Genomic DNA, 16,236 nt, shown 5'->3' with positions numbered 1-16,236 from the left:
CCGATGTCCGAAGCTGGAAGTCGGATGATTAAAAATTAAAATTTAAGGAATTTGCAACTTCGGACTTCCGTCTTCCAACTTATTCGTATTTCAAATATTTCACAAGGTTTACTTTTGTAGCTCTGTATGCTTTGATGCTTACTACTGCAAAAGTTAAGAGAAGTAAAATCACTAAACTAAATATATACGGGAAAACCGGCATATCTATTCTGTAAGCGAAATCTTTCAACCATTCATTCATCAGATAAAAACTTATCGGAATGCTGACAAAAACTGCCATTGCTGTAATCCACAAGAATTGTTTGGTAAGTCCAAAAACCAAAGTACTTTCCGAAGCTCCTAAAGTTTTTCTTATGGCTACATCTTTCAGTTTTTGCTCGATCATTAATGATGACAAAGCAAATAATCCTAATAAAGCTACCATTAAAACCATAGCATTGAGAATCGTAAAAAGCGTTTGTTGTTTTTGATATTTTTCGAAAGATTTTGCAAATTGTTTATTGATGAAATAGCCATTAAAAGGATATCCTTGCTCTACTTTGCTTGTCCAATAATCTTTAATCCTGTTTACCGTCCCGTCAATATCATTTGCTTTTATTTTAAACTGAATATTATTCATATTAAAACGCTTCCATTCTGTTTCTCTGTAGTGGAAAAAAATTATAGGTTCTACTTCGCTTTTCAAACTTCGGATGTTGAAATCTTTTACAATTCCTACAATTTTATACGGTTTATAGTCAAATCCTGGTTTAATTTCTCTCTTCATAGCTTGGTCGTTTGTCCAACCAAATTTTCTCACAAAAGCTTCATTTACTAACACTGTATTAATGGTATCTGATGCCAATTTCGGATTTAGCCAACGCCCTTTTAGAAGTTTAACTCCAATAAACTGAAGATAATCATAATCCATAGAACCGTGTTGCGCTTGGATGCTTGTATCCATATAATCCATGTTAGAATTGCTAAAATTATATGTTCCTGGAGGAACTTCGGAATAAGAAATGCTTTCAACACCAGAAATTTTAGACATTTCCGCTTTCAATCTTTCATATTTTAGCCAAGGTTTTTGTCCGTATTCATTAAAATTAATTTGATAAACTTGTTTGCCGTCATAACCCAAATCTTTATTCATCATATATTTTACTTGGCTGTGAACAATTAAACCACCAATAATGAAAAAAGATGAAATAACCAATTGAATAGAAAGAATTCCGTTTCTAAGCCAAATCCCATGTTTGCTTCTCGAAAAATTGCCTTTCAAAGTTTCAATTGCTTTGAAATTTGACAAATAAATTGCAGGAATAATCCCAGAAATTAAAGTCACTACCAAAACCATCAATAAAGAATAGAAATAAATTCGCCAATCGTTCATTGTAATTTCTTTGTTAAAGAATTTGTTGAAACTTGGCAACAAAATTTCCGTTAAAACGAGTGAAAGAAAATACGACATGATACAAATGATAAATGTTTCTAGTAAAAATTGAAAAATTAATGAAAATTTACTGCTTCCAATGGCTTTTCTTACCCCCACTTCTTTAGCACGTTGCGATGATTGAGCGGTTTTCAGATTAATAAAATTAATCGCCGAAAGAATTACAATAAGAACAGATAGTGTAAACAGAATTAATAACGTTTTAAAATCTGGCATTCCAAACCAAGTAGATTTTGCGTGCAATTTTATTTTATCTAAAGGAGTAAGCAAAGAATCTGTAGGACCATACATATCAATATATTGCTGAGGCGTAATGCCAGAACCTTTAGATTGCAACTTTGCTCTGAGCATAATAATATCTAGAAATTTTTTCTCAAAAGTTCTTGGGTCTGCACCTTTTTTCAACATAAAAAAACAACCATAATTGAAATTTCCCCATTGTTCTTTATCATTTTTTAATTGGTCGGCTGGTTTTATAACAAAATTTGGGTTTATCTGGCTATTTCCTTCTGGCAATTCGTAAACTGCGGTTACAATAAAATTAGTGGTGTTAATTTTAATGGTTTCTCCTATCACATCTATTTTACCAAAAAGATTCAGTGCTGTTTGTTTTGAAATAATAATATCAGTATCATTTTTCAAAGCATTTTTATAACTTCCAGAAATTAGTTTGAAAGGAAAAAAATTAAAAAAGTTCTCCGAAAAAGCAAAACCATTTTCTTGGTAAACAGATTTATACTTAGTCGTCATCTTGTAAGCACTCCCTGTATTCGTCATTAAAACAAAATCCTCAACTTCTGAGATTCTTTTCTTTGCATTTTCTGCTAACGGAACAGAAATAGCAGCTCCATAAGTATTTTCCTTTTTATTATACGTTTGAAAATAGTAGATATTATCCTTTTTGGGATTCCATTTTTCGTAAGATTCTTCGTCATTCCAATGCATGAGAATGAGCATAAAACCAGTTAAACCTACCGTTAATCCAAATAAATTGATAAACGTAGAAAGCCAGTTCTTTTTATAATTGATAAATGCTATTTTGAGCCAGTTTTTAAGCATAATTGTTCATTTTGTCCGATGTCCGAAGCTGGATGTCGGATGATTAAAAATTAAAATTTAAGTAGTATGCAACTTCGGACTTCCGTCTTCCATCTTCTGACTTTTTATTCAAAATCCTTAGCATCAGCTTTTTCGAAAACATCTTTTCTTTGTGTTGCATGTTCTTCACTGTAGATTTCGCCATCTTTCATATTCACAATTCTTGATGCAAAACCAGCATCATAAGAAGAGTGTGTTACCATTACGATGGTAGAACCTTCGCGGTGAAGTTCTGCCAAAAGATTCATTACTTCGTTTCCGTTAGAACTATCAAGATTTCCAGTTGGTTCGTCGGCAAGAATTAATTTTGGTCTCGTTACCAAAGCTCTGGCAACAGCAGCACGTTGCTGTTGACCGCCAGAAAGTTGCTGTGGATAATGTTTTGCACGATGTGCAATGTTAATTTTCTCCATAATTTCTTCTACACGTTTTTTTCTTTCTGAGGAAGAAACACCGTTGTAGATTAATGGAAGTTCTATGTTTTCATAAACAGTTAATTCATCAATCAAATTAAAGTTCTGAAAAATAAACCCAATATTTTTCTTTCTGATATCAGATTTTTTCTTCTCAGAAGTTCCTACAGTTTCTGTAGTTTCAAAAAGATAAGAACCTTCTGAAGCCGCATCCAAAAGCCCGAGAATATTCAACAAAGTAGATTTCCCACAACCTGAAGGTCCCATTATTGCTACAAATTCTCCAGGTTTTATATTGAGGCTCACTTTGTTAAGCGCTGTAGTTTGTACGTCTTCCGTTTTATAGATTTTTGATAAATTGCTTGTTGTAATCATAATTTTATAGTTGTTGGTTGATGATTTTTTTGAATTATTTCACATAAATTTTAGCTAAAGAACTGCTTTCTTGCTGAATATTTTTGTATTTCAAATTTTCAAGATTAATTTTTGCAACGCTAGTAGCATTTATTTTAATTTCTTCCGTACTTCCGCTCAAATTTACTTTAGAAGCAGAACTCGCATCAATTTCAATGATTTTAGATTGAACTTTAGACTCTAAAAATGCGGCACTGGAAACATTTACAAATAATTTTTCCGCAAAAATATTTCCCGTTACTTTTCCTGCACTGTCAAGATTTATTTTTAATTTATTCAATTGAAAATCATCATTAATGAAGATTTGTCCTGCGCTAGAAGCAGAAAGTCTCTCAAAATCTGGCGTATAAACCGTAACTTCTGCATTTACATTGTTTATAGAATTATTTTGATTGTTATATTCTACTTTTAAAATTCCGTTTTCAGACGAAACTACGATGTAATTAATTGCGTTAGAGTTTACCACAACTTTTTGTTGAGCTGCTTTTTTTATGTAAACTTTCATAGCAGAATTCGCTTTAATTTCTGAGAATTTTTTCACCTCAAAATCTCTGCTTTCCATTGGTTTTCCTGCAAAATCTTGTACTTTTTCTGAGTTGTCATAATTTCTGTAAACGCCGTCTCTATCTGTTCTTATAATGATGCAAGATTGTAGCATCACCGCTCCAATGAATAATGTTAAAATATTTTTCATAATTTTTATTTTGTTTTGAATTTTATCGTGGTTTCTTCTAATGGAAATCCTGCTTGGTCTCTAAATCTGTTTCCGAGAATAAATTCGTATTCTGTATTTGGTTTTAGTTCTACTTTAAATTTTATCGATTTATTTTCATTCTCAAAACCTAAACTTTGCTTCAACGGAAAATGCTCCATTCCCAAATTGCCAACCTTCACGTTCATTCTTTCCGAAGAAAGTTTTGTACTAAAATTGACGGTAATTTCTGTAATACTTGCATCTACATCTTCTTTATTCCAAATGTCTGGCGATACAGAAACTACTTTCGGTTGATGGTTAATTAAGGTTTTCAAATTAGGTTCTAAATTATTATAAAACGCTATAATTTCTGGATAAAAGCTTTCTAAAGTTGGATATTTTTGTCTGTTTTGTTCGTAGTTTCCAAGCAAATCTACCAATTCTTTAATCCAAAGAAATTTACGCCCTCTTTGTATCAAAATTTCTTCATTAATTTCTTTTTGAGAGTAATTATTATCTATCATATATCGAATGACAGAAGCTCTCACCAAACTTTCGTTAATCATTGTTTCCCAGTTTCCGTAAGCTTGAGATTTCATCTCTTTTTCAACCAATTTGTAGATTTTTTCAGATGAATTTTGCAATTGAGCATGATAATCTTTCATCTCTAAAATATAATTGATAAAAGAATGATTGAATTCGTGAATTAACAATGCTTGAAACTCATTTTTATCAAATTTCGCCTCTCCGTTTTCATCAAAATTCCAAACTCCAACTATTGCATTTACGATAGTTTTGCCATTTTTAGGATTTACTTTTATGCCATAATTCCCGCCACCGTTTCCAAAGCCTAAAATAATTTTATACTCTTCATTAGGCGTTTTTCCATAGAATTTAGAATACCAATTTTGGTTAAAATCACTCAGAACAACTTTCTCATATTCTTTCTCTGCTTTTGCATAATCCTGAGCGTGATTGTTAAAAAATTCCTGAAAATTTGTTTTTTTATAGAATTCATTCAACAGTGAAACAAACTTCTTAATATCTACTTTTGCCCATCTTTTGTCTAAAGTATTTTCTTTTTCTGTTATCAACTTGAATTTATTTTTTTCGAAAGAAATATGAGTCGCCATAGACATTACAGCATCATTTCCCAAACCATTTTGGTTTCTATTTTCTTTAATAAATTCTATAATTTCTGAATTTTTAAAAGGTTCAAAATAAGTCCTGATGTCTTCTGCATATTTTTCATTGTCATTTCTGCTGTATTCTTCTGCGCCTGCAAGTCTAAAAACAATACTTACCGCTTCTACTCTTTCATCAACTTTAGGAATCAATTTTTCTTGCGAAAAACCAAAAACCGAAGCAAAAAAAACACAAACTCCTAAAATTTTCTTTTTCAAAACCATTTTCATTTATTTTTTAATTTCTAAAATTTCATAATTTTTATAATCTGTATAATCTGAAGTGATTACTTTTTCGCCGTTTTTCAATCCCGAAACCACTTCATAATACAATGTATTTTCTCTTCCCAAAGTTACGTTTCGTTTTTCGGCTTTATTTCCTTTTACAACAAAAACCCATTTCCCGTTAGAATCTTTAAAGAAATTTCCTTTCGGAATCATCATGCTTTGTGTATCGGCAGAAAGTTTTAATTTCACTCCGAAAGTCATCCCAATTCTTAAATCTTTAGGTTTGTTTTCGTCTGAAAAATTAAGTTCAGCAGAGAATTGTCCGTCTTTCACTTCTGGTAAAATCTTGGTAACGATTACTTTATACGATTGGTCTATATTGTCCAAAGTTCCTTTAATCCCAGGTTGAAGTTTATTGATGTAGTATTCGTCTATTTTTGCCACCAATTTATAACCGTCCATCAAATCTATTTTTCCAATGCTTTGTCCAGAAGTAAGATTTTCGCCCAAATTAATATTGAAAGAAGACAATCTGCCTGTTTCAGGAGCCAAAATCAAGAAATTATTTTTGTTATTTCTCAGAACATCCAAACTTTTCTGCATTTGCCCGATAGATTTATTAACATCTGCAATTTGTTGATTTCTAGATTTATTTTCATTTTGAATACCTTGTTCTGTCAATTGTTTTCGTTTTTTCTGATATTCTAAATTTTGTTTTGCCAAATCAAATTCTGTTTTTCTTCCAATTTCAGCGTCATACAATCTTTTTTGAAGATTATACGTTTGCAAAGCCGTGTTGTAATCGTTCTGAGATTGCAATAATTCTTTATTTTGATTGAATTCCTGATTTTTTAGTTCTAAAAGTGAACTTCTCATTTGGCTAATTTGCTGCATAATTCCCGTTTCCTGATTCATGAAATTGAATTCTGTATTTGGATTATAAATTCTAGCAAGCGGTTCGCCTTTGTGCACCATTTGTCCGTCTTCTGCATAAATTTCTTTTACCATTCCGCCTTCCAAAACATTTACCAAAGAAGAATGAAGAGATTGAGATTGAGCTGTAATCATCAACATATCTTCGAATTTACCATACGTTACTTCTGAAATTTGCATTTCGTCTGACGGAATATTATACGTTTTTTTCTGCTTCAAAAAATAAACAGAAAAAAGAATTACAGCAATAATAATTGCGGAAATAATTAAAATAATTTTGAGTTTAGATTGTTTTTTTTCTAATTTCGTATCCATTACAGTGAATTGATTTACAATATATTACACAAGCTGAATGCCACAAATTTAAAAAGTTATAAAACACTGATAATGAGAAGAAATTCAAATCAAAACAAAATAAAAACTGTCCGATTTCGAACACTTTTCGTTCGAAAATGAACAATTGAAAAGTTAAAAATTTTGTTTTCTTAAGTTTGAATTGCTAAAATCAACTGAAATCATTTCTGATAAAATAAAAATATGCGAAAAAAAGAAGCAGGAATTTTAATTGTAGATGACGACGAAGACATTTTGTTTTCGGCGAGAGTTTGGCTCAAAAAATTTTTCACAGAAGTAGTTACCATTAATTCTCCTAATAAAATTATTACGGCTCTTCAAAATCATCAAATTGATGTTATTCTTTTGGATATGAATTTCCGAAGAGGTTTTGAAGACGGAAAAGAAGGTTTGTATTGGCTTTCTGAAATTAAAGAAATTGATAAAGACGTCCCTGTTATTCTGATGACGGCTTACGGCGAAGTAGAATTGGCAGTAGAAGCTCTGAAAAATGGCGCAACCGATTTTATTCTAAAACCTTGGAACAACGAAAAACTCTATGCTTCTGTAAATCTTGCGGTAGATATTTCTAGAAAAAATAAAAAACTTTCACAATGGGAAAATCTTCAAGAAAATGCAGAAAATTATGAATTGCAAACGCAATCTCCGAAAATGCAGCAAGCCATCAACACCATCAAAAAAGTGGCTGCTACCGATGCAAATCTTTTGCTTTTGGGAGAAAACGGAACCGGAAAATATGTTATGGCTGAATATATCCATCAAAACTCCAAAAGAAAAAACGAACCTTTTGTACATATAGATTTGGGTTCAATTTCGGAAAACTTGTTCGAAGCAGAACTTTTTGGTTATTCAAAAGGAGCTTTTACCGATGCAAAAACAGACAAAGCAGGAAAAATTGAAAATGCTGATGGAGGAACCGTTTTCTTAGACGAAATTGGAAATTTGACTCCTCAACTTCAACAAAAATTATTGACTCTAATTCAGACCAAAAAACTTTCTAGAATTGGAGAAACCAAAGAACGCTTTCCAGATGTTCGTTTTATTTTTGCTACCAATGCTGATTTGAAAAAAATGATTTCGGAGAACACCTTCAGAGAAGATTTGTATTTCCGAATCAACACTGTAGAAGTAGAATTGCCTCCTTTGCGAGAAAGAAAAGAAGATATTGCTTCTTTAACCGAATTTTTCATCAAAAAATATGAAAAAAAATATGGGAAAAGCAACCTCAAAATTACAAACTTGGAAGAAGTGCAGAATTATCATTTCCCAGGAAATATAAGAGAATTAGAGCATTCTGTAGAACGAGAAATTATTTTGTCTGAGAACGAAAATATTAAACTTTCTCTCTCTCATTCTGCTTCTGAAGAACAAATCACTTCTTTAAATTTAGAAGAAATGGAAGAAAAAATGATTAAAAATGCGTTGAAAAAACACAAAGGAAATATTACTTTGGCAGCTGAAGCTTTAGGTTTAACAAGAGCATCATTATATCGAAGAATGGAGAAATTTGGAATATAAAAAAGAAAAATTTGAACTAAAAAATGAAAAAACATTATTTTCTTCAGTGGTTATTTTTCAGCATTTTGGGCATTGTATTCGGGATTATTGCCTATCATTTTTGGATTGAAAAACTATTTTTCAGCACTCTTCTTTTTGCGTCGTTTTCTTGCATTTTGATGGGATATTGTTATGTTCTCATCTCGGCAAAAATTAAAGAAACAGAGAAAATCATCACTTCTATTCTGCAAAAAGATTTTTCACTTTTCCCTAAAAAAGAACATTTTGATGACCTTAAAAATGCTTCTGTAAAACTTTATTATCAAAGCAAAGAAGAGCACAACCAGCTTTATTCTTACAAAAATTTATACGACACCATTCTGAATAAATTAGAAATCGGACTCATTATTCTAAGCAAAAACAAAGAAGAAAAAAACTGGCAGGTTTTCTATTGTAATCCCAGTTTTATGAATATTCTGAAAATCCCGAAATACAACAATTGGAGTTTTTATGAAAGTAAAATTCCAGAATTTTATAACTTAATTGAGAAGACTTCTTACCAAGATTCGCAAGATTTTATAGATGTTTCCATACAAGAAAGCAGCAAACAATCTTACTCGATTCGAACATCTAGAATTACAACTCAACACAACGATTTTTGTGTGATTTCTTTAGAATCTATCCAGAAAATTATTGATAAAAAAGAAAAATTAGCGTGGAATAATCTTATGAAGGTAATTTCGCACGAATTACTGAACACTTTAACGCCGGTAAACAGTTTGGTTCACAATCTTGAATACATTACAGAGCAAGAAGAATTAACGAAAGAAGACCAAGATGATATAAAAGACAGCCTAAAAATCATCAATTCAAAATCTCAACAGTTATTGCATTTTATAGACAGTTATAGGCAAGTTGCAGAGCTTCCAAAACCGAAAAAAACACATTTTAATCTGAAAAATTGTGTAGAAAATGTTTTGAAAATTTTCAATACCGAATTTAAAAACAAGAACATCGAAATTGTTTTAAATTTAAAAGATTTCCATATCAAAGCTGACGAAAAAATGATAGAACGTGTGCTGGTAAACCTGATTACCAATTCTATTTTTGCGCTAGAAAATCTTCAAACTCAAAAGAAAATAAGCATTGAATTACAAGAATTTAACAATAGAATCTTAATAAAAGTAGAAGACAACGGCGGCGGAATAGACGAAAAAATTGCCAACAAAATTTTCTTACCTTTTTTCACAACTCGTCAAAACGGTTCTGGAATTGGGCTTACTCTTGCCAAAAGCATTATGGAAGCACACAACGGATATCTTACTTACAGAAAAACCGAAAATGGCAGTTCCTTTGAAGGTTGGCTAATATAATATTTTAATAAAAAAAACACTTACCATTGAAGATAAGTGCTAAAAAAGTGGAGGATATCGGGATCGAACCGACCACCTTTAGACTGCCAGTCTAACGCTCTAGCCAGATGAGCTAATCCCCCATTTTTATTTAATTTTCTTTAGATTGAAGATATTCATCAATAATTTCAAAAGCTTTTTGTTCATCATTAATGTTAACTTCTAATTTCAAAGCAGTAGCTGTAGGTGTTGCAAGCATCGTATTAAGGTACTTTGTACTAACAGAACAAGCAATGCCCGCATCTTCTAATTTTTTCTTAACAATCTGTATATAAACCATTTCATCTGCTTCAAAAACAGATACTTTAGGTAATTTCGCGCCCATATTTTGAAATTTTAGGCTATAAAATTAATAAAATTTATTTATTAATTGAAGAATATTTGGCTTTATACCTGTTGTAAAGTTCTTTTTGTTGATTATTTAAGTTAATTTTTCTTCCATCAATAAAGGCTTCAGTTACTTGATTAGTCAATTGGTCTAATGCATCACCTTCCGAAATAAAAAGTGTAGCACTTTTGCCAATTTCTAAACTTCCAAAGTTATTATCAATACCTAAAATTTTAGCAATATTATAAGAAATACTTTGTAAAGCCTTCTCTTTTTCAACTCCGTAAGCAACGGTAGTTCCGGCTAAGAAAGGTAAATTTCTAGAACCTTGATATTCCATATCACCACTATAATCTAATCCGTATAAAATCCCTTTATCCGAAACCAATTTTGCAAACTGATAAGGCAATCTTGGCGACATAGAATTGCCTGTAGGAAGAGAATGTACTCTTGTTAAAATTAAAGGAAAATTGCTATTTTTGATATCATCCAAAACGGGTTCAAGATTAGCATCTCCAATTAAAACTACATTTTTTAAGTCTAAATCTTTTGCAAATTTTATAACTTCTAAAGCTTCATTAGCGCTAGAAACATCTACAAAAAGTTTCATTTTATTAAAAACAGGTTGTATTGCTTCTAGTTTATAGTCTTTAACGTTGGTTTTTTGATAAGCTTTAGCTCTGGTGAACAAACTTTTCAATTCTTCTAATTTTTTTGCTCTCATTTCTTTTCTTTCCGCTTCTCTTTTTTCATCAAAAAAACGAGTAGAAATGGTAGGCCAAGACATGTGTAAAACATTATCTTTTACCTCTACAGCGTCTTCCCAATTCCAACCATCCAAATTGACAATTGAAGAAGTACAAGAAATTGTTCCGCTTTTTAAAACGGGTTGAGTAAGCAAAATCCCATTAGTTCTAACCGTAGGAATTACATGACTGTCTGTATTAAAAGAAATTAACGAACGAACTTCTGGCGTAATATCATTCGCTTCTTGTGTATCAACTGTAGCTCTAGTTGCTTCTATTTCTACCAAGCCAAGTGTATTATTTACCAAGATAAACCCTGGATAAACGTGTTTATTTTGAGCATTTATAATCTCTGCATTTGATGGAATTGCTCCATTAACTTGAGTAATTTTTCCGTTTTCAAAAACGATACTAGCATTTTGAAGTACATTGCCATTACCTGTGTGAATAGTTGCATTGGTAATCGCGATAGGATTTTTCTGAGCTGGTGCAGGAGCTGGTCTCTGAGCCAAACCTAATACCGAAATCCCTAAAAATATGATGGTTTTAAACTTTTTCATTTTCTAAAAAATTAATGTGAATGATTTTCAGATTCTTCTAAAGTATCACAATGATACAACTTAGGTTCTTCTTTTTTCAAAGGTTGGGTATTTCCTTTTTTAGTATCTTCGGAGAAAAGCATTTTTTGAACAATTCTGTTTTTTTCTGCTTTTATTTTCTCGTCTTTTGCAATTTGTTCTTTCCCATCAAAAAGCAATTTCCCATCTACAAAAGTTTTGCTTACCGTAGCATAAATACTCAACGGATTATCTGTCCAAAGTACCAAATCTGCATCTTTTCCCACTTCTATACTCCCTACTTTTTTATCAATTTTCAACATTTTAGCAGGATTTAGTGTAACGGTTTTCCAAGCATCTTCTTGAGAAACATTTCCATATTTCACTAATTTTCCAGCTTCTTGGTTTAGTCTTCTTGCCATTTCAGCATCATCAGAATTAATAGCAGTATTAACACCAGCTTGCATTAATAAAGCAGCATTGTAAGGAATTGCTTCTCTTACTTCTTCTTTATAAGCCCACCAATCTGAAAAAGTAGAAGCATTTGCACCATGTTTTTTCATAATGTCTGCAACTTTATAACCTTCTAAAATATGCGTAAAAGTATTCACTTTGAAACCGAATTTCTCTGCAATTTTCATAAACATATTGATTTCACTTTGAACATAAGAATGACAAGTGATAAAACGCTGTGATTTCAAAATTTCTAAATGCGTTTCTAAACGAAGGTCTTTTCTGTAATTTTTGTTGGTTGCTTTTTCTTTTTCGTATTCCAGAGCTCTGGTAAACCAAAAATCGTATGTTTGCTCTACACCACCTCTAGATTGCGGAAAACGATTAGGATTATTTCCCCAATTGCTCTGTTTTACATTTTCTCCGAGCGCAAATTTTATAAATTTTGGTGCATCTGGAAATTTCATTCCGTCGGCATTTTCTCCCCATTCAAATTTAACGATAGAAGATTGTCCTCCAATTGGATTTGCAGAACCATGCAATTGTTGCGCAGAAGTAACACCGCCAGAAAGTTGACGATAGAAATTTACATCATCTGGGTTTAAAACATCTGCCATTCTTACTTCGGCAGAAGAATTGCTTCCCGCTTCGTTTACCCCTCTTGCTAGACCAATATGCGTGTGTTCATCAATAATTCCGTTGGTTAAATGCAGGTTTGTACCATCTATTTCTTCAGCATTTCCTTTGGCTAAATTCGTTCCAACTTCTACAATTTTTCCTTTAGAAATTTTAACATCATAATTTTTTACTATTCCTTTATCAGTATTTGTCCAAACGGTAGCATTTTTAATGAGATAATCTTTTTGAACAGGTAAAGATTCGTTGCCGAAAGCTGAAAAAGGATACCAAATTTCCCCTATTTCCGAAGATTTTTTATCTTCTTCTTTCTTTTCTTCTTTGGCTAATTCCTTAACAAAGGATATAGTATATGGAATTTCTTTTCCTTCTTTGTTTAAAGCAAAGCCTTGTTTATTTTTAAAATCGGCAACAGGATAAAGAATTCTGTAATTCTGAACGCTATCTTTTGGTAAAACCAATTCCAGAGCCATTTTATAATCGGTAAAATTCAGTTTTGCTTTACCGTCTTTTTTATCTTTAGAAACAGAAGCTTCAGGTTTGTTTATTTTTCCTTTAATTTTTAAATCATACGTTTGATTATTAATGTTTAAAGAATATTCTCCTCTCACATCCACTTCTGGAATTTTATTTACCACAAAACTTTTTCCGTTTACCCAGTTTTCGTAGAGCATTGCATCTTTATTGAAAAGGTCGTCCGAAAAAATCACAAAATTTGCAATAGAACCTTTTCTTAGATTTCCTAAAGTATTCTCAACTTTGAAATTTTTAGCAGGTCTATCAGTAAGTGCAGCGATAATTTCTTCTTTAGACAAACCATTTTTATACAATTCTCTCAATTTTGAAAAAAAAGTAGATTTGTCTTTCATTTTATTCATTGTAAAAGAAAACGGAACACCTTCTTTTGAGAGAAAAACTGCATTGTAAGGCGCCATTTCCCAATGTTTAAGCACTGCAACATCAGCTGCATCTACATCTAAAGCATCGTTAACCTGATAAGCTTTTGGATATTCTAACGGTAAAATTAAAGCACCGTTGGTCGCTTTTATTTCTTTAGCTCTTTGATATTCGTTACCAGAACCTAAAAAAGTGAACTGAAAACCAGCTTCGTCGCCAATTTTATCAGCTCTCAAAACATCCCATTTTTCGGAAGTTTCTATGATGGTTGGTAATTTTTTATATTTATTAAAAGCTTCTAAATTCAGATTTTTTTGTTCTAAATTTCCACCTTTTTCATACCAATCTGCATCTAAATAAGCTTGTCTTAGCAAAGCGATAGAACCTGTGAGAGACGTAGGATAAGATTGTTTAGAGCTTCCTTTATCGAAAGACAGAAGAAAAGCAGCATCTTCTTTCACTATTTTTTCCGAAGGTTTTCCTTGTCCTAAAGTAACCAAAACCGCAGAACCACGCACAATTCCATCTTGATTGAATGCCAAAGCAGTACCAAAACCTTGAGCTAAATATTCTTCGTAAGCTTTAGATTGATTGGTAAAAGTATCGGCAGCTCTGGTGTAAGATTTCACCGCATCATTATAAGCTGCAAAAGAAGCAGTATTTGGAGTATAAATACTTCCGCTATTGTATTCTTTATTTTCAGACTTTTCTACACCTATATTGGTATAAGAATCTATAAAAGAAGGATAAACATAAGCACCTTTACCATCAATTACTACTGCATTTTTAGGAATGGATACTTTTCCAGATTCTAGGATTTTACCATTCTGAACCACCAAAACAGCATCATTAATAACTGTTTTATAATCTTGATACAAGGTAATGTTTTTGATTACGTATAGACTTTGATCTTTTGTGGTAGTATCATTTTGCCAATATCCAACTTGCGCATAATACAATCCCGAAAAAATCAAACCTAAAGAAATAAAAATTTTCTTCATAGATTTTTAGATTAGGTTAAATTTCGAGCTAAAATAGTATTTTTTTTGCAATACCCCCTATTTTTTATAGGTATTTTAAAAAAAGAAAGCCGAATTTTATAAATAAAACCCGACTTTCTATAAAAAAAATCCTAATTAATATTTCTGTACAATTTTTTCTATTTTTTCTAACACATATTGCAAATCTTCTTGTGTAACGTTAAGATGTGGACGAAAACGCAATGAACAATCTCCACAAATCAAAATAATAACATTTTCTTCGTACAATTTTTCTTGAAAATCTTTTCTCGCTTCACCATTTGGCAAATCAAACGCACACATTAAGCCTTTCCCTCTCACATTCGAGATCATATTTGAATATTTCTCTTGAAGTTTTAGTAAACCATTTAATAGAAATTCGCCTTGTTTTTGTACATTTTCAAGTAAATTTTCTTTTTCAATGATTTCTAAAACCAATTGAAACCTCAGCATATCAATAAAATTACCTCCAAAAGTAGAATTGATTCTGGAGCTTTCTGCAAAAACATGATGCTCCACTTCGTTCAATTTTTCTTTACTTGCCAAAATGCCACAAACTTGAGCTTTTTTACCAAAAGAAATCACATCTGGAACGACACTCAAATTCTGAAAAGCCCACATTTTACCGGTAATCCCAATTCCTGTTTGTACTTCATCAAAAATTAATAAAATATCATTTTCATCACAAATTCTTCTTAATTCTACAAAAAATTCATCTCGGAAATGATTGTCGCCACCTTCTGCCTGAATTACTTCAATAATGATACACGCTACTTTATCAGGATTCGTTAAAATAGCTTGTTCTATCTCAATTAAAGCCAATTGTTCGTTTTTGACGGTTTCTTGTAAATTTTCTTCTGTAATTGGAAAATGCAACTTAGGATTGATGATTCTAGGCCAATCAAAAAGTGGAAAATATTGATATTTTCTAGGGTCTGAAGTATTGGTTAAGCTTAATGTGTAACCACTTCTTCCGTGAAAAGCTTGTTTGAAATGAATCGCCGCAGAACCTTCAGTTTTACTTCCTTTTTGCCAATTTTTTCTAGTTTTCCAATCAAAAGCAGTTTTTAAAGCATTTTCTACCGCCAAAGCGCCACCTTCTACAAAAAAACAATACTGCAATTCTTTTGGAATCGCCACTCTACCGAAAGTTTCTACAAAATCTGCAAATTCTTGCAAATAAACATCTGACATCGTAGGTTTGTAAACCGCCATTTTGCCCAACCAAGCCGATTTTTCTACAATATAAGGATGATTATAGCCAACAGAAGCCGAACCAAACATAGAAAACATATCCAGAAATTTGTTACCCGTCAATCTATCTACAATCCAAGAACCGTGAGATTTTTCGTAATCCATCACGAAATCAAAACCATCTGCCAAAAGATGTTTTCCTAAGCTTTCTTTTACTTTGTTGCCAGAAATTTCATGGCTGAGTTCTATTGTTTTGTTCATATCTTTTTTGTTTCGAGTTTAAGGCTTTAAGTCCAAAGTTTTTTCAAAATTTAATTTTATTTCTTTTGCTTTCTCTTTATATGAATAATATGATATAAATAAAATAGAAATAGAAATTATTGAGAAAACAATTATTAGTTGAACTTGTTTTATTTCAAATATTATCAAATATTCAAAAGTAAGAATGAAAACTAATAAGAATAATAAAAACAAGAAAGATCTATATCTTGGTCTAATTAGTATTTCTATGTGTGCATTTTCATTATCTTGTTTAAGAGTTCCAAAAATATTTGGTTTTAAACCATACCTTCTTGGTAACACTTCTTGTATTCTGAATTTATTTTCATTAATTTTTCCTTCAAATAAAAGATTTTTATTTGGAATTAAATTGAAAAAAAACTCATCTAAAGTATTGTTTTTAAGTAAATCAATAATTTCATTTACTTTTTTTGTTGAATAGTATTTCTTTCTTTCAGTAAACATTTT

At 31.4% G+C, this 16,236-nt stretch carries 12 protein-coding genes and 1 tRNA gene; 2 read left to right on the top strand and 11 right to left on the bottom strand.

Features of this window, described 5'->3' with window-relative positions; translation table 11 throughout:
* Window positions 1-79 precede the first annotated feature (79 nt).
* From QM746_RS08290 to QM746_RS08270, 5 genes are all read right to left on the bottom strand, one after another.
* Window positions 80-2,491, bottom strand: coding sequence for an ABC transporter permease (locus QM746_RS08290; protein WP_414983783.1), 2,412 nt, complete (start codon window positions 2,489-2,491; stop codon window positions 80-82).
* Between the two features lie 104 nt (window positions 2,492-2,595).
* Window positions 2,596-3,318, bottom strand: a complete 723-nt coding sequence (locus QM746_RS08285) for an ABC transporter ATP-binding protein (protein WP_414983782.1) — start codon at window positions 3,316-3,318, stop codon at window positions 2,596-2,598.
* 34 nt (window positions 3,319-3,352) lie between these two features.
* Complete coding sequence (locus tag QM746_RS08280) at window positions 3,353-4,051, bottom strand: GIN domain-containing protein (protein ID WP_414983781.1); 699 nt, start codon at window positions 4,049-4,051, stop codon at window positions 3,353-3,355.
* A 5-nt stretch (window positions 4,052-4,056) separates the two neighbouring features.
* Window positions 4,057-5,454 carry a DUF4932 domain-containing protein gene (locus QM746_RS08275; protein WP_414983780.1) on the bottom strand — a complete coding sequence of 466 codons (1,398 nt, stop codon included), beginning with the start codon at window positions 5,452-5,454 and terminating at the stop codon, window positions 4,057-4,059.
* A 12-nt stretch (window positions 5,455-5,466) separates the two neighbouring features.
* Window positions 5,467-6,711 carry an efflux RND transporter periplasmic adaptor subunit gene (locus tag QM746_RS08270; RefSeq protein WP_414983779.1) on the bottom strand — a complete coding sequence of 415 codons (1,245 nt, stop codon included), beginning with the start codon at window positions 6,709-6,711 and terminating at the stop codon, window positions 5,467-5,469.
* 222 nt (window positions 6,712-6,933) lie between these two features.
* Between QM746_RS08270 and QM746_RS08265 the strand changes: the two genes are divergently transcribed.
* Together QM746_RS08265 and QM746_RS08260 are read left to right on the top strand one after the other, a co-directional pair.
* Window positions 6,934-8,268: a sigma-54-dependent transcriptional regulator gene (locus QM746_RS08265; protein ID WP_414983778.1), complete on the top strand. Its 1,335-nt coding sequence runs from the start codon at window positions 6,934-6,936 to the stop codon at window positions 8,266-8,268.
* A gap of 23 nt (window positions 8,269-8,291) precedes the next feature.
* On the top strand, window positions 8,292-9,620 hold the full coding sequence (locus QM746_RS08260; RefSeq protein WP_414983777.1) for a sensor histidine kinase: 1,329 nt from the start codon (window positions 8,292-8,294) through the stop codon (window positions 9,618-9,620).
* Window positions 9,621-9,668: 48 nt separating this feature from the next.
* Here the strand turns inward: QM746_RS08260 and QM746_RS08255 are convergent.
* The 6 genes from QM746_RS08255 to QM746_RS08230 form a co-directional block, all read right to left on the bottom strand.
* Window positions 9,669-9,742 (bottom strand) — tRNA-Ala (locus tag QM746_RS08255).
* An 8-nt stretch (window positions 9,743-9,750) separates the two neighbouring features.
* On the bottom strand, window positions 9,751-9,984 hold the full coding sequence (locus QM746_RS08250; protein WP_414983776.1) for a DUF2007 domain-containing protein: 234 nt from the start codon (window positions 9,982-9,984) through the stop codon (window positions 9,751-9,753).
* A 34-nt stretch (window positions 9,985-10,018) separates the two neighbouring features.
* A complete protein-coding gene (locus QM746_RS08245; protein WP_414983775.1) occupies window positions 10,019-11,293 on the bottom strand; it encodes an amidohydrolase family protein in 1,275 nt (424 codons plus the stop codon).
* An 11-nt stretch (window positions 11,294-11,304) separates the two neighbouring features.
* Window positions 11,305-14,277, bottom strand: coding sequence for an amidohydrolase family protein (locus QM746_RS08240; protein ID WP_414983774.1), 2,973 nt, complete (start codon window positions 14,275-14,277; stop codon window positions 11,305-11,307).
* 135 nt (window positions 14,278-14,412) lie between these two features.
* Window positions 14,413-15,750, bottom strand: a complete 1,338-nt coding sequence (gene lat / locus QM746_RS08235) for an L-lysine 6-transaminase (protein WP_414983773.1) — start codon at window positions 15,748-15,750, stop codon at window positions 14,413-14,415.
* A gap of 18 nt (window positions 15,751-15,768) precedes the next feature.
* A complete protein-coding gene (locus tag QM746_RS08230; protein ID WP_414983772.1) occupies window positions 15,769-16,233 on the bottom strand; it encodes a hypothetical protein in 465 nt (154 codons plus the stop codon).
* Between the last annotated feature and the right edge of the window lie 3 nt (window positions 16,234-16,236).

This window comes from Cloacibacterium sp. (assembly GCF_047601505.1).
In the GTDB taxonomy this organism is placed as follows: Bacteria; Bacteroidota; Bacteroidia; order Flavobacteriales; family Weeksellaceae; genus Cloacibacterium.
The sequence above is the reverse complement of the archived record's forward strand: the minus strand, read 5'-3'. Positions and strand labels throughout refer to the sequence as shown.

What these genes read in the sequence shown, in the direction of transcription:
- QM746_RS08250 (WP_414983776.1), bottom strand. Translation starts at nt 9,984, where the DNA reads ATGGGCGCGAAATTACCTAAAGTATCTGTTTTTGAAGCAGATGAAATG.
- QM746_RS08285 (WP_414983782.1), bottom strand. Translation starts at nt 3,318, where the DNA reads ATGATTACAACAAGCAATTTATCAAAAATCTATAAAACGGAAGACGTA.
- QM746_RS08290 (WP_414983783.1), bottom strand. Translation starts at nt 2,491, where the DNA reads ATGCTTAAAAACTGGCTCAAAATAGCATTTATCAATTATAAAAAGAAC.
- lat (WP_414983773.1), bottom strand. Translation starts at nt 15,750, where the DNA reads ATGAACAAAACAATAGAACTCAGCCATGAAATTTCTGGCAACAAAGTA.
- QM746_RS08280 (WP_414983781.1), bottom strand. Translation starts at nt 4,051, where the DNA reads ATGAAAAATATTTTAACATTATTCATTGGAGCGGTGATGCTACAATCT.
- QM746_RS08260 (WP_414983777.1), top strand. Translation starts at nt 8,292, where the DNA reads ATGAAAAAACATTATTTTCTTCAGTGGTTATTTTTCAGCATTTTGGGC.
- QM746_RS08265 (WP_414983778.1), top strand. Translation starts at nt 6,934, where the DNA reads ATGCGAAAAAAAGAAGCAGGAATTTTAATTGTAGATGACGACGAAGAC.
- QM746_RS08240 (WP_414983774.1), bottom strand. Translation starts at nt 14,277, where the DNA reads ATGAAGAAAATTTTTATTTCTTTAGGTTTGATTTTTTCGGGATTGTAT.
- QM746_RS08230 (WP_414983772.1), bottom strand. Translation starts at nt 16,233, where the DNA reads ATGTTTACTGAAAGAAAGAAATACTATTCAACAAAAAAAGTAAATGAA.
- QM746_RS08270 (WP_414983779.1), bottom strand. Translation starts at nt 6,711, where the DNA reads ATGGATACGAAATTAGAAAAAAAACAATCTAAACTCAAAATTATTTTA.
- QM746_RS08245 (WP_414983775.1), bottom strand. Translation starts at nt 11,293, where the DNA reads ATGAAAAAGTTTAAAACCATCATATTTTTAGGGATTTCGGTATTAGGT.